At 37.6% G+C, this 22,559-nt stretch carries 19 protein-coding genes and 2 tRNA genes; 6 read left to right on the forward strand and 15 right to left on the reverse strand.

Annotated features, from left to right (window positions below; all coding sequences use genetic code 11):
- Positions 1-59: 59 nt before the first annotated feature.
- Entirely contained in the window at positions 60-959 is a 900-nt protein-coding gene (locus H9N25_RS16885; RefSeq protein WP_223833420.1) for a UbiA prenyltransferase family protein, read from the reverse strand.
- 167 nt (positions 960-1,126) lie between these two features.
- On the opposite strand from H9N25_RS16885, the gene H9N25_RS16890 reads away from it, so the two are divergent.
- Positions 1,127-1,543 carry a VOC family protein gene (locus tag H9N25_RS16890; RefSeq protein ID WP_190326634.1) on the forward strand — a complete coding sequence of 139 codons (417 nt, stop codon included), beginning with the start codon at positions 1,127-1,129 and terminating at the stop codon, positions 1,541-1,543.
- A gap of 205 nt (positions 1,544-1,748) precedes the next feature.
- Here H9N25_RS16890 and H9N25_RS16895 read toward each other — a convergent pair.
- The 3 genes from H9N25_RS16895 to recO form a co-directional block, all read right to left on the reverse strand.
- A tRNA-Val gene (locus tag H9N25_RS16895) sits at positions 1,749-1,826 on the reverse strand.
- A gap of 52 nt (positions 1,827-1,878) precedes the next feature.
- Positions 1,879-1,955: transfer RNA gene (locus H9N25_RS16900), tRNA-Val, on the reverse strand.
- Between the two features lie 94 nt (positions 1,956-2,049).
- Positions 2,050-2,775, reverse strand: coding sequence for a DNA repair protein RecO (recO, locus tag H9N25_RS16905; protein ID WP_167297088.1), 726 nt, complete (start codon positions 2,773-2,775; stop codon positions 2,050-2,052).
- A 119-nt stretch (positions 2,776-2,894) separates the two neighbouring features.
- Here recO and H9N25_RS16910 point away from each other — a divergent pair, with 119 nt between their 5' ends.
- On the forward strand, positions 2,895-5,246 hold the full coding sequence (locus tag H9N25_RS16910) for an efflux RND transporter permease subunit (RefSeq protein ID WP_223833421.1): 2,352 nt from the start codon (positions 2,895-2,897) through the stop codon (positions 5,244-5,246).
- An 85-nt stretch (positions 5,247-5,331) separates the two neighbouring features.
- Here the strand turns inward: H9N25_RS16910 and H9N25_RS16915 are convergent, their stop codons facing one another.
- From H9N25_RS16915 to H9N25_RS16950, 8 genes are all read right to left on the reverse strand, one after another.
- Positions 5,332-7,188: an STN and carboxypeptidase regulatory-like domain-containing protein gene (locus H9N25_RS16915; RefSeq protein ID WP_190326635.1), complete on the reverse strand. Its 1,857-nt coding sequence runs from the start codon at positions 7,186-7,188 to the stop codon at positions 5,332-5,334.
- Positions 7,189-7,194: 6 nt separating this feature from the next.
- Complete coding sequence (locus tag H9N25_RS16920; protein ID WP_190326636.1) at positions 7,195-8,145, reverse strand: FecR family protein; 951 nt, start codon at positions 8,143-8,145, stop codon at positions 7,195-7,197.
- A 63-nt stretch (positions 8,146-8,208) separates the two neighbouring features.
- A complete protein-coding gene (locus H9N25_RS16925; RefSeq protein WP_223833422.1) occupies positions 8,209-8,715 on the reverse strand; it encodes an RNA polymerase sigma factor in 507 nt (168 codons plus the stop codon).
- A 49-nt stretch (positions 8,716-8,764) separates the two neighbouring features.
- Entirely contained in the window at positions 8,765-9,556 is a 792-nt protein-coding gene (locus tag H9N25_RS16930) for an SDR family NAD(P)-dependent oxidoreductase (protein ID WP_190326637.1), read from the reverse strand.
- 142 nt (positions 9,557-9,698) lie between these two features.
- Positions 9,699-10,703, reverse strand: a complete 1,005-nt coding sequence (locus tag H9N25_RS16935; RefSeq protein ID WP_190326638.1) for an NAD-dependent epimerase/dehydratase family protein — start codon at positions 10,701-10,703, stop codon at positions 9,699-9,701.
- A gap of 1 nt (position 10,704) precedes the next feature.
- Complete coding sequence (locus H9N25_RS16940) at positions 10,705-11,370, reverse strand: DUF6134 family protein (RefSeq protein WP_190326639.1); 666 nt, start codon at positions 11,368-11,370, stop codon at positions 10,705-10,707.
- Positions 11,371-11,709: 339 nt separating this feature from the next.
- Complete coding sequence (locus H9N25_RS16945) at positions 11,710-11,982, reverse strand: isoleucyl-tRNA synthetase (RefSeq protein WP_190326640.1); 273 nt, start codon at positions 11,980-11,982, stop codon at positions 11,710-11,712.
- Positions 11,979-12,167 carry a hypothetical protein gene (locus tag H9N25_RS16950; protein WP_113947778.1) on the reverse strand — a complete coding sequence of 63 codons (189 nt, stop codon included), beginning with the start codon at positions 12,165-12,167 and terminating at the stop codon, positions 11,979-11,981. Before H9N25_RS16950 ends, H9N25_RS16945 begins: the two co-directional genes overlap by 4 nt.
- Positions 12,168-12,251: 84 nt before the next feature.
- Between H9N25_RS16950 and ileS the strand changes: the two genes are divergently transcribed.
- The 4 genes from ileS (at position 12,252) to H9N25_RS16970 (ending at position 17,746) form a co-directional block, all read left to right on the forward strand.
- A complete protein-coding gene (gene ileS / locus H9N25_RS16955) occupies positions 12,252-15,653 on the forward strand; it encodes an isoleucine--tRNA ligase (protein WP_190326641.1) in 3,402 nt (1,133 codons plus the stop codon).
- 30 nt (positions 15,654-15,683) lie between these two features.
- Complete coding sequence (locus H9N25_RS16960; protein WP_025144123.1) at positions 15,684-16,067, forward strand: TraR/DksA family transcriptional regulator; 384 nt, start codon at positions 15,684-15,686, stop codon at positions 16,065-16,067.
- Positions 16,067-16,669 carry a lipoprotein signal peptidase gene (locus H9N25_RS16965; protein WP_167297096.1) on the forward strand — a complete coding sequence of 201 codons (603 nt, stop codon included), beginning with the start codon at positions 16,067-16,069 and terminating at the stop codon, positions 16,667-16,669. Before H9N25_RS16960 ends, H9N25_RS16965 begins: the two co-directional genes overlap by 1 nt.
- Positions 16,670-17,065: 396 nt before the next feature.
- Positions 17,066-17,746: a 3-keto-disaccharide hydrolase gene (locus H9N25_RS16970; RefSeq protein WP_190326642.1), complete on the forward strand. Its 681-nt coding sequence runs from the start codon at positions 17,066-17,068 to the stop codon at positions 17,744-17,746.
- A gap of 88 nt (positions 17,747-17,834) precedes the next feature.
- Here the strand turns inward: H9N25_RS16970 and H9N25_RS16975 are convergent, their stop codons facing one another.
- From H9N25_RS16975 to H9N25_RS16985, 3 genes are all read right to left on the reverse strand, one after another.
- Positions 17,835-18,224 carry a ribosomal maturation YjgA family protein gene (locus H9N25_RS16975; RefSeq protein ID WP_190326643.1) on the reverse strand — a complete coding sequence of 130 codons (390 nt, stop codon included), beginning with the start codon at positions 18,222-18,224 and terminating at the stop codon, positions 17,835-17,837.
- A 99-nt stretch (positions 18,225-18,323) separates the two neighbouring features.
- Positions 18,324-19,553: a 2-oxoglutarate dehydrogenase complex dihydrolipoyllysine-residue succinyltransferase gene (odhB, locus tag H9N25_RS16980; protein ID WP_167297099.1), complete on the reverse strand. Its 1,230-nt coding sequence runs from the start codon at positions 19,551-19,553 to the stop codon at positions 18,324-18,326.
- Between the two features lie 75 nt (positions 19,554-19,628).
- Positions 19,629-22,424 (reverse strand): 2-oxoglutarate dehydrogenase E1 component, encoded by a 2,796-nt coding sequence (locus tag H9N25_RS16985; RefSeq protein WP_190326644.1) that lies wholly within the window; start codon positions 22,422-22,424, stop codon positions 19,629-19,631.
- Between the last annotated feature and the right edge of the window lie 135 nt (positions 22,425-22,559).

The following is a 22,559-nucleotide window of genomic DNA, read 5'->3' on the forward strand; positions in this document are numbered from 1 at the left end:
TTCAGAATTAGGTATCAAGACAGGGCTTTCAAATATAAAATTTGCTTAGATCTTTCAACCTACTGTACAAACTGCATCCCGATTATTCCACAGATGGCCTTAAACAGGATCAATCCATCAATTACCATCAGATAATAAAGGATATTTTTTCTGCGGTGCATGGAATAGGCCACGTAAATGGTCAGGATGAATGGCAACACATTAAATAAAACCTGTGGCACTCCAAATCCTTTGTAACTGGCAAATATACCTAAAGAAACTAAACCTATAATCAGCAATGGAATGAGGATACTGAAGATTGTTCTGCGCAAACCATAACGTACAACAAAGGTTCTTAAATGTTTATTCGCATCGGTTGGGTAATCTTTAATATCAAAAATGATTGCATTAACCGTGCAGAACATCCAATTTTTAATAAATAGCCAAGTCCACAATACAGAATCATGGTAACCCACTCCTGTCTCAATTTTAAGCATAATTAGCGGTAACACATTGGCACAACAGGCCCATACGAAACCGATTACAAAAGCTTTTAACCAGCCCGTATTCCGAAGATTAAATTTGAGGAAAGACCTGGGCAATAAACCGTAGTATAACCCTCCTGCAGTGATGATAATCAATATCGCTATCCAATAACTAAGCGGAAGGGCCAGAATATGCTGAAAGTTTTGGTAGAGGAGATTAATAGCCAACAGCATACAGCTTACAAAAAGTATTGCCTGGCTCCAATTGATAAATTGCTTATGCTTGAAATACCATTGATTGCGGGGATTGGTTGAGGATGGTGCAGTAGAAACTTTATTGTAGGCGTAAGTATAATAGATGGTTGGTGCCAGAAAAAGCAATAGGTAGTAATTTAATGAATTAAATGGTAGCCTTAGTTGGAAGGTAGCTTCGAGTGTTAGGGCAACAGCCAGAATACCCACGAAGTAGTTTCCAAAAAAAACGAACCTGATCATTTTACCCAACATTTGCTACTGTTTATCGACAGGCAATTTCGGATATATAATTGAATAAGGTAAATAATAAAGTTGATTTTCTATTATCTTAGAGTTAACAACAAAAGCGATTAATAAATAGCTATTGCCAATTGGTTAAATTTATAATTCAAAAAGCTAACAACGATATGGAAGATTTAAAAAACTCAACTTCAACTGCCGATACCACCCCAAAAGTAACAGGGATTGGTGGCATTTTCTTTTTCTCAGACAATCCAAAAGAAACAAAAGACTGGTATGCGAAAAACTTAGGGGTAGAAGTTAACGCATGGGGATCAGTGAGTTTTGACTCCAGGAATATCAACAACCCTGATGAAGTTGAAACCTTGCAGTGGAGTCCGTTTAAAAAAGGGGATGAATATTTTTCGCCATCAAAAAAGGAATTCATGATCAATTATCGTGTTCAAAATCTTGAGGCGCTATTGGAGAAACTTAAAGAAAACGGTGTAACCATACTCGATGAAGTTGCCACTTATGATTTTGGAAAATTTGTCCATATTATGGATGCAGAAGGCAATAAAATTGAGTTATGGGAGCCTAGATAACATGTTTAATCCATTTTATCCTCTGGTTGGATAGCTATCTGTTAAACCCAGCATTGCAAATAAGAGGTGAATGTATATTGAACTATTGGCTTTGAGTAGGAAATGACCACAATCTGAACAACGCTCCATGCGTAACTTAGCACTCGTAAACAAACCGAGTTAATTTTTTGGATATAAAAAAAGTCTTCCAATAAATTGAAAGACTTGGTGGGAAATGAGGGGTTCGAACCCCCGACCCCCTCGGTGTAAACGAGGTGCTCTGAACCAGCTGAGCTAATTTCCCTTCTTTGTATATGTAAGTTTGATAAAAAAGCCCTTCAGTTTCCTGAAAGGCTTGGTGGGAAATGAGGGTTCGAACCCCCGACCCCCTCGGTGTAAACGAGGTGCTCTGAACCAGCTGAGCTAATTTCCCTTTTTATATTTGTCAAACTTAATGCCCCATCCTCCGTTTGGGAATGCAAATATAGCGCTATAAAACTGTTCTGCAAATCTTTTTTTCTTTTTTTTCAACTTAACAAAGTTTCGAGGATTTTATGCGATTGTACTACCCCGAATGAGGCAGTGTGTAAGGTATAGAATACCAACACCTTATCTAACAAAAACCGGCGCTGTGTATTGCTCATTTTTATTTCGGAAATTTTTTCGAGTGGTGTATGAAAAAGCGAAATAAACCCGATAGCATCTTCCAATTGAAGGTAATTGGAATGAATGGGCAGTCTGGAGGTAAACTCTCCCTCCTGCAGATCGAAATAAATCTGATCATTTCTTCTTTTCTCATTAGGAGAAAAACCTAAAAACCGGGTAAGTTTCAATAAAAACGACAGGTGAAAATTCGGATTGATCTCTTCAACTTCATCAAACCAGGCGATAGAATTAAAAATATAATCGAATAGATGCTCATCGGCCGATTGTTGCCTGATACTTTTATACAGTACCTCATTTAAAAAAATAACGATACTGGTTTTAATCATATCATATGGGATACTTTTAAAAACTGGCGTTTGCCTAACTTCAGATACCCTTTGAATGTTGGTATTTGCTTTATGATAAACTACCATATCCAACAAATGGAGCGATTGCAGCATATTCATCTTAATCTTCGCCTTTGGCTTTTTAACACCATTAATGAGGTAAGACTGCATACCAAATTTATCAGTAAGCACCTGCACCACCACACTGCTTTCGCTGTAGTTTGTAGTCTTTAAAACTATGCCCCTAACTTTGTGCAACATCCAATCAAAACAATTTTTTCAAAAGTATGTTATTTGTGCAAATTTAATTGTGCAAAAAGTAATCACGTTTTACAAATAAGATTAGTTTTGCCATTAATATTATTAAAACTAAGCTGCACATGTGGGTTAAGCTATCGAGATTTATTCTTCAGAACCGTATCGCAATCATCGTATTTTTCGTATTAGGAACAATTTTTATGGCTTATCAGGCCAAAAATGTAAAACTCTCCTACACCGGGAGTAAAATCCTGCCTGTTACCGATAGCGCTTTCATCAAATACAATGCCTTTAAAAAAACTTTCGGGGAAGATGGAAGTGCGATGGTGTTAGGGATACAATCGCCTGATATTTTTAAAAAAGAAGTTTACAACCAATGGGTTCAGCTTTCGAACGAGATCCAGAAATTAAAAGGCATTAAGCAGGTTTTATCTTCAGGAAGGATTTTTCAACTGGAAAAAGATACTGTAAACCAAAAATTTATTTTAAAACCGTTACCTGGTGGCCTGGTTAAAACCAATACTGAGATGGATTCGATTAAGAACACCATTTATAGCAATCCTTTTTTTGAGGGGCTGGTTTACAACCGTCAGAATGCTACCTTAATGGCCATTACTTTTGATACCAAAATCTTAAATACTGCTGAGCGTAACCCTATTTTAAAAGAGATTGAGGCAAAGGCAAAGGCTTTTCAAACGACTACAAAAATTCAGGTGCATATTTCGGGCCTACCTTATATCCGCACTGCTGTAAGTAAACTGGTGAGTAACGAGTTTGTGTTGTTCTTAGGTTTATCAATATTGGTTTCTGCCCTGATCTTATTGTTTTTCTTCAAGAAATTCTATGCGGTGTTCTTTCCTATTTTAGTGGTAGTAATGGGGGTAATCTGGAGTATTGGCACATTGGTACTGTTTGGTTTCGAACTTACTATTTTAACAGGGCTGATTCCACCACTTATTGTAATTATCGGTATTCCAAACAGTATTTTGTTGCTAAATAAATATCAGAATGAGCTCAGAAAGCATGGCGATAAACAAAAAGCTTTAAGCATAACCATCGAACGGATTGCTATTACCACGCTGATTGCGAACATTACTGCGGCTATCGGATTTGGGGTATTATATTTTACCGGAAGTGAACTTTTGATGCAATTTGGTAGTGTAGCCTCTATTAACGTAATGGTTACCTGGTTAATGTGTTTATGTCTGATCCCGATTATTTTTAGCTACTTACCAGCGCCCAAACTTAAGGCACAAAACCACGTTGAAGAAGGCTTTTTGCATAAATTATTAGTCAAAACCGATACGCTGGTGCAGCATAAAAGTGGATTGATTTATATCGGAACGATTATCATATCCATCATTGCCTTTATTGGTGTGATGAAAATTAATGTTAATGGTTATGTGGTTGATGACCTACCTAAAAACTCGGAGATTTTAACGGATTTAAAGTTCTTTGAGAAAAATTTTGAGGGCATTTTACCCTTAGAAGTAAGCGTAGATACCAAGAAAAAGAATGGTGTTTTCAATTTAACCAATCTGAAAAGAATGGAGAAGCTGGAAAAGATGATTTCTTCCTATCCTGAGTTTTCGCGTTCTATTTCGGTAAACATGGGCTTAAAATATGCTACTCAAGCCTTCTACAATAACGATTCTACCTTTTTCCGTTTGCCGGATAATTTAGAAAAGAATTTTATTTTGGCCTATATTGCCAATGGCGGCAAAGGAAATGCAAGTTTGTTAACCAACTTTATCAGCAAAGGAAATCAAAGTACGAGGATCAGTTTTCAAATGGCTGATGTTGGCTCGAAACGTTTAGACGCTATAATGGCCGAGTTAAAACCGCGTATCGATAGTATCTTACCTCCATCTAAATTTGATGTAGAACTTACTGGCTCGAGCATTATCTTCTCGAAAGGGACTGATTATATGTTAAGGCATTTAGTAGAAAGCATTGCACTTGCTATTGTATTAATCTCTCTTTTAAGACTAGCACAGTTTAAGAGTTTGGGCATCATGTTTATTTCGCTATTGCCCAACATTGTTCCTTTAATTATTACCGCAGGGATTATGGGTTATTTTGGAATCTCCTTAAAACCTTCTACTATATTAATTTTTACCATCGCCTTTGGTTTAGCGTCCGATCAGACCATTTATTTCTTAACGCGTTATCAGCAGGAATTAAACCTGACCAATTTCAGTGTACCAAAAGTAATTACCGATACCATTACCGAAACAGGCGTGAGCATGACACATATCGCTTTAATCTTATTCTTCGGCTTCGGAATATTTACCGCCTCTACTTTCGGAGGAACGGTAGTACTTGGCCTGCTCCTATCCATAACCCTATTGGTGGCTTTAATTTTCAATTTAACTTTATTGCCAGCACTGGTATTATGGTTAGACAAAAAGAAAGTAAGGAAACTGGTATCTGATGAAGAATCCGCAAAAAATATTGGTGAGTTTGACCACTAATGAGTTGGCAGTTTGGGGTTCAGGGGCCTAACTTAAAACAGAATAAACATCATTCATAGCCTTGGGTTTAAACCCAAGGCTATTTTTATAAAACCACCAAGCCCACATTCCATCCTAGCCATCCTGTATATCTCGAATCGTTGAACGTGAAATCTTTATGTTTTTCCTGCAATAGTCCAAAATCACCAATTTTCGTATTTTGTTTGGTATGGTACACATTAACCGATGGGCCACCCTGAATGGCCAGCCATTTATTTAACCTGATGTTTATCGGGAGTTCAAATTTGTTTAGCAGATTAATATAATCCCAGCTGCCTTGGTATACAAATTGGCAGCTGATTTCGGGATTTAAGGAAACACTATTGAACAATTTCATTTCTTTTCCAAAACCCAGTCCACCGGTGTATATTTTTTCGACAGATTTTTTGTTCATACCGAACATCAGCATATTGTACAAACGTTTACTACCTCCTTTGTAGGTAAAGTTGTAAGTGGTACTTTCATTGGTACCAACACTAAATTTGTGATAGCCCTTTAATGCAACATTAATGAGCCCAATTGAATAGCCATCATTTTGATTTGAAATATTAAAAACTCCAAGCTGAACACCTTTTAAATTTTTAGCGTAATTGATTGCACCTGTTTGTAATCCACTTGCGGTATTTGCAGTATAATTTCCGAGTCCTGCTATATTTAATCCATTAGATTCTTTATTCAAGTTGACTATTCCGGCAATCTGCATACCATGCGATTCTCCGTTCACGATATTGCTGGCAAGCCCAATTTGAACGCCTTCCTGTTTTTCAGGGATAAGGTTTAGCGTCCCAATCTGAAAGCCATTAAAGTTTTTGCCAATATCATTTAAACCTAATGACACCTGCATCCCCCTGAAATCCTGATTCACTTTGTTATAAATCCCACCTATCTGAAAGCCTTCAAAACTCTTGCCTACACGGTTATAAGCTAAAGCAATCTGAGCGGCCTGGACATCGCCTATTACATCATTAAAAAAGCCAGCTATCTGTGCTCCGCGTACATTTCCCCCAACCAGGTTAAAAGCTCCGGCAAACTGGAAATACTGCACATTGCTTTTGTTGATATTGAAAATAAAACCAATTTCACCCCCATCTACCCCTGCGCTATAAGCGCCAATAACATTAAGCGAAAATTTGTTCACTACCTGACCGCTCAATGAGCCATGTGAGTTTAAACTAGGAATAAGCGAAAACTGAAACGGGGCTTTAGAGATAAAACCACCGATATTAATCGACTGGATTTTCTGTTGTGCCGTAACCAAAGTATTACCCAACCAGGTCCTTTCTACATCGCCCAAATTGCCACTCAAAAATCTTTCGTCAGAGTCTTCCTTTCTATTGGTAATGTTCACTTCAGCCAGGAAATGAGTAACAGTAGACTTATAATTTTCTTTACTTACCGTTAACGATATAGGCTGTGTGATGTTTTTTAACCGCATCAAAAAATAACCGTTCCCATCCGATATTTCGGAAACCAACAGATTTCGCTCGTAAATACTAGCATCTCGGATTGGTTTATTGGTCTGTTTATCTACCACCTGGCCCGTAATGGTATAATGCTCGGGGTTACCAACCGATTCGTTAACCAACAAAACCAGTTCGAGCGGCGCATACCTGATAATCACAAAATTACCAGATTGGCGGTATTCGAACTTATGATTTAATATTTTATCGAGCGTTTCGGCAATATTTAAGTTGTTTTCGTGAATACTGATTAAACTGTCTACAGGTAATATATTACTGTTGTAAGAAAATCTGAATCCGCCTCTCTCCTCTATCATCGCCAATACTGAACCTAGTTTTTGCTGCTCGATATTGAGGGAGATATTTCTGGATAAATTGGATTGTGCTTTTATGTTGGAACTGAAAAAAAGGAGAAAAATAACAGTGATTTTGAGCGTACGCATTGGTTTTTACTTAAGTTTAATTATACCCTGTCCGTATTCTACCTTAATCTTAAAAGTTTCGGCAATTACATTCAGGATTTCTTTAAGCGATTCGTTTTTAAATGTTGTACTGATTGGAAGCGACTTTAATGCAGGATTTACAATAACAATATTGGATTTAAATTTTTCATTAAGTACAGCCACAAGATCGTTAAGCGGCGTTCCATCGCAAACCAATTCATTCGAATAATAGTAATTGTACAGTTTGCCCTGATTTTCTCCCTTAGATAAATGCCGTTGATCTTCACTAACTTCTACCCGCTCTCCAGCAGTTAAACGTACACTATCATTTTGATTGTTTACCTTAACGATCCCGCTTTCTACAATTACTACAACATCTTTTCCGTTACTTTTCACATTAAACGCCGTACCTACAACAGTTACCTGAACATCGTTAACGCTGATGATAAAAGGCTTCGATTTGTCGGCACTGACCTTAAAAAAAGCCTCTCCTTTTAATTTCACGTCACGGGTTTTATTAAAAAATCCACCTACAAAAGAAAGTGCAGATTGTTTATTCAGTATTGCGGTAGAACCATCAGGCAGCGCTTGTGTTAAAGTGCTTTCTCCACTATTTACATTTATTTTATTACCGATTAAATTGTTGTAGAAAAATAAGCCGGCACTAAAAAATATAAATACCACAGCCACCCAACGTAAAATAAATGTATTGCTGATTGTTTTTTTTTCGGTTTCTAAACGAGCATTTAATCGTGCTAAAGCCTGCTGTTCGTCAATTTCAGGATCGATCTGAAGTTTGCTTTTCTCCAGTATTGTCTTAAAATCTTCTAGTTGCTTGCGGTTATCCAGATTTGATGCTGCCCAAGCTTCAACCTGCTCAATTTCGGGCACAGTAGCTTCTCCGAGCAAGTATTTTGCCAGTAAATCATCATTAATATTTGTATAATTTTTATTCATAAGCTTATTTCAATAAAATAAAAATGAGGATCAGAAAATCTACTACCCTAAGGCGCAAAATCTTTAAGGCTTCCCCATCTGGTTTTCTACCGTTTTGATAGAAATATTTAGTGCATCGGCGATTTCCTGATATTTCATCTGGTCGAACCTGCTCAACTGAAATACATTTCTGCATTTTTCGGGCAGCTCGTTTATTGCCGAATGGATATTTTTTTCCAGTTCTGTAGCCACAATCTCTGTATTTAAGTTTCCTATATCGTTTTTCACAGCATCGGCATAATGAATGTTAAAATTTGATCTTACTTTTTGATGTTTCAAATAATTTAGGCTTTCGTTATGCACCGAACGGTAGAGAAATGATTTTAAAAACCCATCTGTTTTAAGTTGCGCTCTTTTTGTCCATATGCGCACAAACACGTTTTGAACGATCTCTTCAGCATCATCTTTTTCTTTAATTATGGTAAAAGCATAGGCATGCAGGCTTTTGAAATGCTTCAAAAACACTTCGTCGAAAGCCTGTTTATTACCGCTTTTAATTAATCCGATAAGATGGGTATCGTTACTCTCCATAAAGCTAAACCTGCAAGATTTTTAAACCTTACAGATTTGGGGTTAAAATCTAAGTTGTTAAAATCGATTTCAATTTACGTCTAATTATAATTTCTTTTAAAAAGGCTGGTATAATTTTATCCAACACCAATAAAAAACGATTGGCCAACCCCGGTATAATTTCTTTCTTGCCTTTCAGCATACCATCCATGGCTATCTGGGCTACATAATCGGCTTCCAAAATTGTAGCTTTGGCAAAACCTTTCAGCTCATTGTTCATTACCAATAATTCTGGCTTGGTATTAATTCCGCCAGGACTAAGCAAACTGATGTGCACATTAGTGCCACTTAATTCAAGTTGTAAACAACGGGTAAAATAACCTATAAAAGATTTGGTAGCTCCGTAAACCTGTTTTTTTGGAACGATAAAATGTCCACCTAAACTCCCTACATTTAAAATATAGCTTGCCTTACTTTTATCGATATGGTTTAAAAATAACCGTGTAAGCAAAACCGTATTGGTAATATTAAGCTCGATCTGTGTTCTATAAAAATCGACATTTTTATCTTCAAACCAGCTCCAGTTTCCTAAGCCTGCATTGTTGATCAAAACATTAACCTCGATCTTGTTTACCTTTAATTTCTCAAATATTTCGGCAGCAGAAGTACTTTTAGTTAAATCTATTTCGATACAGAATACCTTACTGTTAAAGTTTACACGCAGATAATTTGCTAAATGTTCCAGTCCACTATTGGGCAAAGAGACTAATACCAAGCCAAGTCCGCGTCTGGCAGATTCGATGGCGAAAGACTTACCCAACCCCTCACTTGCACCGGTAATTAATGCTGTTAATTGTTTCATTTTTATATTTTCTATATATCGTCCCTTTTATAATGGGGATGTAGGAGAACGTCGATTGTATCGACTTTTAATAATCCTATAATCCACATTACAAATGTGGCTCTCAACCACCCTCGTTACAAACGAGGACGATAATTTTAACCTAATTAGATTTAAAGTGATTAATGGTTTTACCTAAACCTATTGCAAAAGGTGTTATCCGATAATTTAGTTCAGTAATGGCTTTATTGCTCGAATATTGTTGATTGCATTTCAACCTATCGGCAAACTCTGGCAGAAAAAATGGACTAAGATTAAAGAGTTTCGACTTTAAATATTCAAGCAAACTATACGTTTTAATAATGCTTACGGGAATTTTATACAAATTTCTTTGTTTACCCGTGATCCGTCTTAACATGCCGAAAAACCCATTAAAAGAAACATCAGCACCACCCAAAATGTATCGTTCGCCATTCCTGCCATATTGCATGGCCGCAATATGCCCATCCACCACATCATCTACAAAAGCATAGTTGGCAATTGCTTTTCCATCGCCCGGAATAAAATGCCAGGTACCCTTTATATAACCCGTAACCATTTTACTCACCGTATTACTATCCGTAATTGGTCCATCACCATATACTCTTGATGGGTTTACAATTACCACGTCCAATCCCTTTTTCACAAATTCTTTCACCTCTAACTCAGCCAGGTATTTTGTACGTTCATAACTGATGGGAAAACCAACTGCCCTTGGGTCGTTCTCCGAAATCGGTAAATTTAATGTTGGGCCCCACACACCACAGGTTGAGGTATGCACTACCCTTTCTACGCCTACTTTCAATGCACAATTGAGTACATTTCTTGTCCCAATTACATTTACATCGTAGAAATCCTGTTCGTTTCTGCACCACATTTTAGCCATCGCCGCGGTATGATAAACCTGATAACAATCTTTCATTGCTTTTTCTAAGCTTTCAGGATTTAAAACATCACCTTTTACAAACTGGATATTTCTGTGCTGAATAAGAAACGGATGATTGATATCTCTACAAAGGGCTACTACATCGTAGCCCATTTCTGCCAGGGCAAAACTTAATTTACGGCCGATAAAGCCTGATGCACCCGTAACCAAAACCTTAAGGTATTTATTTGCTACTGTTTCCATACTAAACCCTTTCCATTCTAATGGTGTACAATGAATGATTTACAACGACCAGTTTGCATATTCCGTTTTCGAAATAGTAATCGTTATAATTCCCGTCCGGAAGATTGACCCTGTACTGGTGGGCTCCATTTTTTTGAATGGGAATAAAACACTGAAAATTATCTGAATAAATTTCGGGGATATTAACTGGTTCTTTAACATATAAAAGCATCATATTATAACTGATGGATTGGGTTATTATACTTGCTTTATCGCCTGTTTTAAGCTGATAAACATTATTTACCCAACTTGTTTTCTTAGCTTCTTTGGTATTGCCATTTACCACTCTATTTACATTTGAACTGAGCAGCTTGCCATTCTTAAAATGTGCCAAATCTTCTGTTTCTACATTAATTTTGATTAGAAATCGGGTTTGAACCTTTGAAGTTATTTTTAGATAAACATCATCTCCCTCATCTTTCTGCTGAAAATGCATCTGACCAATTACTTCGCCATTGCGCTTAATGTTAAATTTACTTTGCTGTGCAAAAGCCGATGAAAATGAACAGATAAGAAAGAGCACCGAAGCAACACTTTTTGGATTGATTAGGCTTTTGGAGGAGAATGTTTTGTAGGTTTTTGGAGCAAAATATTTCTTGCAAAGCCAAATAATTAATGCAGGAATCATAGTTATCTCTATTTGTTATTTAGAGCTAATACAACTCACAGGAAATTTACCCCTACGTGGATTTTATTTTTTTTTAAAACATTTAATTGGCTTTGGAAAGGAGTGCCTTTATTTCTTACACAGGCCCAAGTTACCTAAACCTGATGGTAGCGACAGCCCCGAAGCATGAGGGCTACAGCGTACAGCAGGGCGAACATCAAAATAAATGCAGGCCTTGCTTTACAAAACCTCTCTCTATCCAAGTTAGTGGTTAAACGCAGAAACTACATCTCCCTCTCCTTGAGAAGAGGGCTCTAAGAGATAGATGATAAAGCAAAAAAGCGTAGATAGGGTGAGGGTTTATTCTGTAGCAGGTTTTTTCTCCTCTTCATCTACCGGAACTTCTACTGTTGGATCGGTAATGATTTCTGCATTGCCATCGTTATCTTTTTTGGCAAATAAAATTGGATATAACAGCCACAACGCACCAATAATAATCAGCACGCCCGCCAGCATTTGAAAATAGATACTTCCTTTTACCTCATTTGCATCTAAAATCTTGTAGGCGATAAAAGAAAGTACGCCAGCGATGAGGATGAAAACGGCTTTCTGCAATTTTAAGAGCTTAATCATGGGTTCTTTCTTTTAAGTGTAACAATATGTACTAAAACAAAGATGAGCCCGATTAGTTCGAGCAGGCCGCAGAAATAAAATGCATAAAGTACAAAATCGCGGTTTGCCGGACTGATCACCGCAACAATTGGCAGCGCAATTACGGCCACAATCATCAATGCAAGCCCGATATTAAATAATTTCACGTTAAAAGTATTTACATCAAAACTACCAAAATTCAGGCAAATCTGTTAACTTTGCAACCTTTAATTTTTTGAGGTACTTGATTGATGTATAGCGAATTTAAACAATTGGAACTTGCCAAAATAGGGCAAGAAATACTGGATTTTTGGAAAAAGGAAAATATCTTTGAAAAAAGTATTTCATCCCGTCCTAAATCTAATCCGTTTACTTTTTACGAAGGACCACCGTCTGCAAATGGCATGCCGGGCATCCACCACGTAATGGCGCGTGCAATTAAGGATATTTTTTGCCGCTATAAAACAATTAAGGGTTATCAGGTTAAAAGAAAAGCTGGCTGGGATACCCATGGTTTACCTGTTGAGCTTGGCACTGAAAAGGAATTAGGAATTACTAAAGAAGATATTGGTAGAACTATTTCTATTGAAGACTATAACGAAGCCTGTAAAAAAACAGTAATGCGCTACACTGACGTGTGGAACGACCTGACTGAAAAAATGGGCTATTGGGTAGATATGGATGATCCATATATTACCTACAAATCGAAATATATGGAGTCGGTTTGGTGGCTTCTGAAACAGATTTACGATAAAGGGTTAATCTATAAAGGTTACACGATCCAGCCCTATTCTCCAAAAGCCGGGACAGGATTGAGCTCGCATGAGGTAAACCAGCCTGGAGCTTACCGGGATGTTACAGACACAACGATTGTTGCTCAATTTAAAGCACTAGCCGATACGCTACCAAGTTTCTTACAGGGATTTGATGATATTTATTTATTGGCCTGGACAACAACACCCTGGACTTTACCATCAAACACGGCTTTAACGGTTGGACCAAAAATTGACTATGTTTTAATCAAAACGTTTAACCAATATACATTCTTGCCAACAAATGTAATTTTGGCAAAAAACCTGGTTGGAAAGCAGTTTAGTAAAACTTTCTTCGAAAGCAATGAAGTTGAAGATTTTACAAATTTTAAAGCGGGCGATAAAAAAATCCCTTATCAGATACTTGCCGAATGCAAAGGAAGTGAGTTGGTTGGAATTAAATATGAACAACTATTAACTTATGTATTGCCATATCAAAATGCTGAAAACGCATTTAGAGTAATTTCCGGAGATTTCGTAACTACTGAAGATGGTACTGGTATTGTTCATACTGCCCCTACTTTTGGTGCAGATGATGCTAAAGTAGCTAAAGAGGCCATTCCGGAAGTACCGCCAATGTTGGTATTAGATGAGAATGATACCCCCGTTCCATTAGTAGATTTACAGGGTAAATTCACTAAACATGTTGGTCCTTTTGCAGGCAAATATGTGAAGAACGAATATTACAATGCTGGCGAAGCACCTGAAAAATCGGTTGATGTAGAAATTGCTATTTTATTAAAAGAAGAGAACAAAGCTTTTAAAGTAGAAAAGTATGTTCACAGTTACCCACACAGCTGGAGAACTGATGAGCCACTTTTATATTATCCTTTAGATTCGTGGTTTATTAAAGTTACGGATGTTAAAGACAGAATGTTCGACCTTAATGAAACCATTAACTGGAAACCAAAATCAACTGGTGAAGGGCGTTTTGGAAACTGGCTAAAAAACGCTAACGATTGGAATTTATCACGTTCGAGATACTGGGGAATTCCTTTGCCGATCTGGAGAACTGAAGATAAAAAAGAGGAAGTGTTAATTGGTTCTGTTGAGGAACTTTATAACGCCATTGAAAAATCTATAGCAGCAGGTTTCCAGAAAGAAAATCCTTTTAAGGGATTTGAAATCGGGAACATGTCTGAAGAGAACTATGATTTGATCGACTTACATAAAAATGTGGTCGATAAGATTGTTTTGGTATCTCCATCAGGCAAACCGATGAGCCGCGAAAGTGATTTAATTGATGTTTGGTTCGACTCTGGTGCTATGCCTTATGCGCAGTGGCACTATCCTTTTGAAAACAAAGAAACCATCGACGGAAATGAAGATTTTCCGGCAGATTTTATTGCAGAAGGTGTAGACCAAACCCGTGGCTGGTTTTATACCCTGCATGCGATCTCTACATTGGTTTTTGATAAAGTAGCGTACAAGAATGTAGTGTCGAATGGACTGGTACTAGACAAAAACGGACAAAAAATGTCTAAACGTTTGGGTAATGCTGCTGATCCATTCCAAACCATTAATGAATATGGTGCTGATGCAACGCGTTGGTACATGATTTCTAATGCAAATCCTTGGGATAACCTAAAATTTGATATTGATGGAATTGCTGAAGTGCGCCGTAAATTCTTCGGAACACTTTACAACACCTACGCTTTCTTTGCCCTGTATGCCAATATCGATAAATTCGAGATCGATAAAAACAACCTGAGCAAAGTTGAAGACAGGACGGAATTAGACCGCTGGATTTTATCGTTATTGCAAACCTTAATCAACGAAGTTGATGAAAGTTACAATACTTACGAACCAACGAAAGCTACCCGCGCTATTCAGGCTTTTGTTGATGAACATTTGAGTAACTGGTACATCAGGTTAAGCCGCCGTCGTTTCTGGAAAGGCGAAATGACTGATGATAAACGTGCAGCTTACGAAACATTATATACTTGTTTAGAAACCTTAGCACAGTTGATGAGTCCGGTTGCGCCTTTCTTTGCCGACTGGTTATACAGAAACTTAACGATTACCGATGCGCATGCGGAACAATCTGTCCACTTAACCTTATGGAAAGAGGCTGACCAAAGTTTGATTGATACCGATTTGAATGAGCGTATGGTTTACGCCCAGGATATTTCATCGATGGTTTTATCGCTGCGTAAAAAATCGGGCATCAACGTGCGTCAACCACTTGAGAAAATCTTAATCCCATCTTTAAGTGGTGATTTCGAACAAAAAATCTCAAAAGTGGCCGATTATATCCTTTCTGAAACAAATGTAAAACATATCGAGTTCATTACCGATACACATGGCATTGTGAAGAAAAAGCTGAAACCGAACTTTAAATCGTTGGGTAAAAAAGTTGGAAAAGATATGAGCCTGGTTAAAGCGGCTTTAGAAAATTCAAATCAGGATGATATCCAGCGTTTAGAAAATGATGGCTTCATCATCGTAGTTGGCAATAATGGTGAAGAATTTACCATCAATTTAAATGATGATGTAGAAGTTTTTGCGGAAGATATTCCCGGATGGCAGGTAACCAACCTGGGCAGCTTAACCGTTGCTTTGGATGTTACCATTACCGAAGAGCTGAAACAGGAAGGTATTTCGCGCGAACTGGTTAACCGTATCCAAAATTTAAGGAAAGAATTAAATTTTGAGGTGACCGATAGGATTAAAGTTTCGTTACAAAATGATAACTTGGTGGCCGATGCAGTTGCAAAAAACAAGGGTTACATTTGCGCCGAAATATTAGCCGACGAATTTGAATTAACAGATACTGTAAATAATGCAAACAAAATCGTGATTGATGATGTTGAGTTAAGCATTTCAGTAACTAAAATATAAATCCATATATTAGAAAATTAGAAAAAGAACATGGAAAACAGCAACAAAACACGCTACTCAGACAGTGAATTACAAGAATTTAAAGAATTAATTCAAGATAAATTACGCATGGCGAAAGAGGAACTGAACTCTTTAACCACTTCTTTAAGTAATCCAAATGCCAATGGAACAGAAGATACTTCAGGTGCATACAAAACCTTAGAAGACGGTTCTGCAACAATGGAAAAAGAGCAAATCAATCAATTAGCTGCCCGTCAGAAAAAATTTATTGATAACCTGGAGAATGCTTTAGTGCGTATTGAGAACAAAACTTATGGTATTTGCCGTGAAACAGGTAAATTAATTCAAAAAGAGCGTTTACGTGCTGTACCTCATGCAACGTTAAGCATGGAAGCTAAATTAAAGCAAAGTTAATGAAAGGCTATACAAAACCTTTAATTGTTATCTTTTTAGTTTTACTGGCCGACCAGCTGGTTAAAACCTGGGTTAAAACACATATGTACCTTGGCCAGGAGTTTCATATCATTGGTAAATGGTTTATCATCCATTTTACCGAAAATAATGGGATGGCTTTTGGGATGGAGTTTGGTGGCGAATTTGGTAAATTAGCTTTATCACTTTTTCGTATTGCCGCCGTTGCAGGAATTGGTTATGGCTTACATTATCTAATTAAGCATAAATATCACCGGGGTTTAATTCTAAATGTTGCACTGATCTTTTCTGGCGCACTTGGAAACATTATAGATTCTGTATTTTACGGAAAGATTTATGGTTACGAAAGCTGGTTTCATGGGCGTGTGGTAGATATGTTCTACTTTCCAATTGCAGAAGGCCACTTCCCTACTTGGGTACCAATTTGGGGAGGCGAAGAGTTTGTTTTTTTCAGACCTGTTTTTAACCTTGCAGATGCTGCCATTTCAGTTGGCGTGATACTCATCCTCATTTTCCAGAAAAACTACTTTAAAGAAGATGTAAAGGATGATGTAAGCATCAACAGTGAGATTGTAGAAGATTAAATTTTGCGTCTCGTCATGCTGAACTTGATTCAGCATCTTAAACGTTTGAAATATACAAACCCATTTCTTAACTGAAATGGGCTTTTTTTTGTAAGATTATTACTGAAATTTGATTCCTGCTGTTATTTTGAACGCAGTGAAGAATATACCTATCTATCCGTAGAGTTCCGAAGGGCTCTACGGATTACAGCATGGAAAAGAGTCTCCGACTCGCTGTTGAGTTGCAAAATTTAATTCAACAATCCTCAATCTGAACGTAGTTTAGAATACAAGATAAAGAAAATACAAGCATCCGAAGTATAGAATAAAGATCATTCATTCCTTCAGGATCACAACCATCACTATGGTTTTCTAATTTTTTAAAATATATTTGGGATACGAAAAACCAAATATATCATGAAACGCTATTATGCCTTTTTACTGCTATTTATGATTAGCAGCTCAACATTTGCACAAAAAAGCCTTTTTAACGGAAAAAACCTAAACGGCTGGCATGTAGATGTACCTGCAATGGACAAAAAGCCTGACACCATTAATCCGTTTATTGTACGCAATGGTATGCTGGTGAGTTTAGGTACACCGGGCGGGCACTTAATAACCGATAAAATTTATAAAAATTACCAATTAACTGTACAATACCGCTTTGCTGGTAAACCAGGTAATTGTGGCGTTTTAGTTCATGCATCAACACCAAGAGCATTGTATGGCATGTTTCCAAAATCGCTGGAAGTTCAGATGCAACATAATGATGCTGGCGATTTCTGGTGTATCGAAGAAGATATTACAGTACCCGATATGCTTGCCAGACGTGGACCTCAAGAAAACTGGGGTATAAATGGGAATAAACTCCGCAGGATAAAAAATTTAACAGACGACAGTGAAAAACCTGTTGGCGAATGGAATACCATGATCATACAATGCCTAAATAACGAAGTTAAAGTTTGGGTAAACGGTACATTGGTAAACTATGGCACCAATTGTACAGCAAGTAGCGGGCAGATTGCCTTACAGGCAGAAGGTAGCGAGGTAGAGTTTAAACAGCTAGATCTAAAACCAATTAAAACGTTGTCTAAATAGCTTTATTTCTTTTAATTTATACTTATTTAGTCCAATGCGATCGTCATGCTGACCTGTAGCGCAGCGGAAAGCTACGCAGTAAATTTATTTAAGCATCTTTCCTGCTTGATAGCCCCTGAAATGAATTCAAGGTGACGACCACTAAATAACCTACAAAATAAGCGAGCAGATCATAAGCGCTAAAGGAGGTACCCAATATGGTGCGCATTAATTTGTTGTTTTCCCAACCAAACCAGGAAACATAATTTGCCTTTTGGAGAAACTCGATTGCGAAAGAAAAAATTAAGATGCCTAAAGCTAACTTCTTATTATCTGTTTTAAGGAAAATCCTAAAAAATACGTAAATCAAGATAACAACCAATACGTCGCCACCAAATGGGCGAATAAATGCATCATGAAGATATTTTGCGATTAAGATTTCAGTTAAGAATATCGCAAGAAAAATAAAGAGGAATTTTGAGTTAAACGTTAATTTCATTTTTCGGGTATAAAAAAGAAGTCAAGTTTTTATAGCACTGGCCATTAAAACTTGACTTCTTTAATAAATATATCTAAGTCCCTTTAGGGATTTAGGAGTCTAGACACCTAATAATAATCTAGCTGGATCTTCTAACAGTTGTTTTACACGAACCAAGAAACCAACCGACTCACGTCCATCAATAATTCTGTGATCGTAAGATAAGGCAACGTACATCATCGGACGGATTACCACTTCACCTTTTTCAGCGACCGGACGCTCAACGATGTTGTGCATACCTAAAATAGCCGATTGTGGCGCATTAATAATCGGTGTAGACATCATCGACCCAAATACACCACCGTTAGTGATGGTGAATGTTCCGCCAGTCATTTCTTCGATAGTTAATTTGCTATCACGTGCTTTCAAAGCCAATTCTAAAACTGATTTTTCAATCTGAGCTAAAGTCATGCTTTCTGCATTACGGATTACCGGAACGACTAAACCTTTTGGTGCAGAAACAGCAATCGAAATATCAGCAAAATCATTGTAAACCAATTCTTCGCCTTCAATACGGCCGTTAACCGCAGGAAAATCTTTCAAAGCTTCGGTAACGGCTTTAGTGAAAAAGCTCATAAAACCTAAACCAACACCAAATTTTTCTTTAAACTGATCTTTATATTTTCCGCGTAAATCCATAATCGGCTTCATGTTAACTTCGTTAAAAGTAGTCAACATTGCGGTTTCATTTTTAACAGCAACTAAACGTTTTGCAACCGTTCTACGTAGTGGAGACATTTTCTCACGACGCTCGCCACGGCTACCTGCAGGAGCAGCTGCTGCTGCAACCGGAGCACTCGCTTTTGGTGCTTCTGCTTTTTTACCAGCCTCTGCTTTAACAGCATCATCTTTGGTAATGCGACCATCAACACCAGTACCTTTTACAGCGCTAGCCTCAATCCCTTTTTCTGCAAGAATTTTACCGGCAGCAGGAGAAGGGGTTCCTGTAGCATAGCTTTCGCCTGATTTTTCGGCAACCGGAGCTGCAGTTTTATCTTCAGCAACAACAGCCTTTTCTTCAGTTTTTGGTGCATCAGCTTTCGCTGGAGCAGCGCCACCATCTTCAATTTTACAAACTACTGCACCAATGGCTAAAGTATCGCCTTCGGCTGCTATGGTTTTTAAAGTTCCAGCTTGTTCTGCAGTTAATTCGAATGTTGCTTTATCCGATTCTAATTCGGCAATAACTTCATCCATTTCAACAACATCGCCATCGTTTTTTATCCAACGTGATAAAACAACTTCGGTTATTGACTCACCTACAGGTGGAACTTTTATCTCTAAACTCATTTTTGTAATGTTATGTTTTTTATCTTCTAATAATCAATATCAAACGCTATGCGCCAAACGCTTAGCACAATGCACTTAATCGATCTGAACTAATTTTTTTGTTGCTTTTTTGGCAATATCCTTTACATCATCCGTTACCGAAATCTCTAAAGCTTTTGCTAAAATATAAGCCTGTTGGTTAGCATGTTGTTTTGCAAAACCTGTTGCGGTACTGCTGCTTTCTCTCCTCGAAATTACATCAATGCCCTTTAAAGCCGTTTTGTACAACTTACGGAACAGATATGGCCATGCCCCCATGTTTTCTGGCTCTTCTTGTACCCAGAAAACTTCTTTAGCGTTTTTATATTTCTTCTGGATGGCCTCCATCTGATCAACCGGAGTTGGGTACAACTGCTCTACACGAACCAAGGCTACGTGTTTCAATTTATCAGCCTGTTGTTTCTCCAATAACTCGTAGTAAATTTTACCGCTACAGAAGACAATACGTGTTACATCTGCAACTTTAACATTTACATCGTCAATTACTTCTTTAAAGCCACCTTCGGTAAATTCCTCTAATTTAGAAACACAGGCTGGGTGGCGTAATAAACTTTTAGGAGTAAATACAACCAATGGTTTACGGAAATCGCGTTTAAACTGGCGACGTAAAACGTGGAAGAAGTTTGCCGGAGTTGTACAGTTGGTTACCTGCATGTTGTAATCGGCACAAAGCTCCATAAAACGCTCAATACGTGCTGATGAGTGCTCTGGTCCCTGGCCTTCGTAACCGTGAGGCAATAACATAACCAAACCGTTTTCGCGTTGCCATTTGGTTTCGGCACTTGCAATATACTGATCGACAACAATCTGTGCTCCGTTAAAGAAATCGCCAAATTGTGCTTCCCAAATGGTTAATGCGTTTGGATTTGCCATAGCATAGCCATACTCGAAACCTAAAACGCCGTATTCTGATAAGTGTGAATTGTAAATATCGAAAGCAGCTTGTTGATCTGAAATGTTTGCCAACGGTACATATTCTTCCTCACTATCTTCTAACGTTAGTACCGCATGACGGTGAGAGAATGTTCCTCTTTCTACATCCTGACCGCTTAAACGAACACGTTTACCTTCTGATAACAAAGTACCATAAGCCAACTGCTCGCCCATTGCCCAGTCGAAAACATGTGTTTCGTTAACCATTTTGGTCCGCTCAAGAAATAATTTTTCAATTTTCTTGAAGAACTTTTTATTTGATGGTAAAGTAGTAATGCGTTTACCGATTTCTAATAAAGTAGATTTTTTAACCGCAGTAACCGGTGAAGATTCGAAATCTTTAGGTGTAGCCATACGCAAATCTGCCCATGCACCACCAAATTTAACTTCGGCATTACCCGCAACAAATTCTTTAGCTTCGTTTAAACGTTCCTGCAAAATATTACGGAAATCTTTTTCCATTTCTTTTGCCAAACCAGCTTCTAATTTACCTTCTTTGGTTAACTGATCGATATAGATTTCCCTTGGATTAGGGTGTTTTTCGATGGTTTTGTATAATAATGGCTGCGTGAACTTAGGTTCATCAGACTCATTATGCCCAAAGCGACGATAGCAAAGGATGTCAATAAAAACATCATTTTTATATTTCTGACGGTATTCCATTGCCAGGTTAATTGCATAAACCAAAGCCTCGGGATCATCACCATTTACGTGGAAAACCGGAGATAAAGTTACTTTAGCAATATCGGTACAATAGGTACTGGTACGGGCATCTTTATAATTGGTGGTAAAACCAATCTGATTATTAATTACCAAGTGAATAGTTCCACCAGTTTTATAACCTTCAAGACCTGCCATCTGAATTACCTCGTAAACAATACCTTGTCCGGCAACTGATGCATCGCCATGAATTAAAATTGGTGCTAAGCGACTATTATCGCCACCATATTTGAAATCGATTTTCGAGCGGCTCATTCCTTCTACCACACCGTCAACTGTTTCTAAGTGCGATGGGTTAGGACATAAACTTAAGTGAACGCTTTTGCCCGAAACGGTAGCAACATCTGTAGAGTAACCTAAGTGATATTTCACATCGCCACCAAATGGGGTATCTGGATTGTAGCTTTTACCTTCAAACTCAGCAAAAATATCTTTGTATGTTTTTTGCATGATATTGGCCAGCACGTTTAAACGACCGCGGTGTGCCATACCAATTACAAATTCTTCAATTCCCAGTTCAGCACCTTTTTCAATTACTGAATCTAAAGCAGGAATTAAAGCTTCTGCACCTTCTAATGAAAAACGTTTTTGGCCCAGAAACTTTGTACCTAAGAAATTTTCAAAACTTACTGCTTCGTTTAATTTCCGAAGAATACGTTTTTTCTCATCGATCGAGAAATTAGGGGTATTACGCGCACTTTCCATTTTTTGCTGAATCCAGTTCAACACTTCAGGTGTACGTAAAAACTTAAATTCGGCTCCGATAGAACCTGCGTATGTTTGTTTTAAAAAGGCTACAATATCTTTCAATTTTGCTGCACCGATACCAATTTCCACACCAGAGTTGAAAACGGTTTCCAAATCGGCATCAGATAATCCAAAATTTGCCAGATCTAATGTTGGTAAATGTTTACGTCTTTCGCGAACCGGATTGGTATGTGTAAACAAGTGACCGCGGCTGCGATAGCCATCAATCAGATTTAAAACATTAACCTCTTTTAAAAATTGTTCAGGAGTTTCTGCTGTTACTGCAGGGGCTTCTGATCCTCTTCCAAAATCGAAACCTTCGAAAAATTTCTGCCAACCAAATTCAACAGACTCAGGATCTTGTTGATAGGATTGATATAAAGACTCTATATATTCGGCGTTTGCGCCATTAAGATAAGATAATTTATCCATTATTAACTGTTTACTATAAGCATTACAAAATTAGAATTTTACCTTATATAAATGGCAAAAATCTCGATTAAAATGAGAATTATTGAGTGAGAGAATTATTGAATAAGAGAATGATAAAAATATGACTTGTATTAA

This window comes from Pedobacter riviphilus (assembly GCF_014692875.1).
In the GTDB taxonomy this organism is placed as follows: domain Bacteria; phylum Bacteroidota; class Bacteroidia; order Sphingobacteriales; family Sphingobacteriaceae; genus Pedobacter; species Pedobacter riviphilus.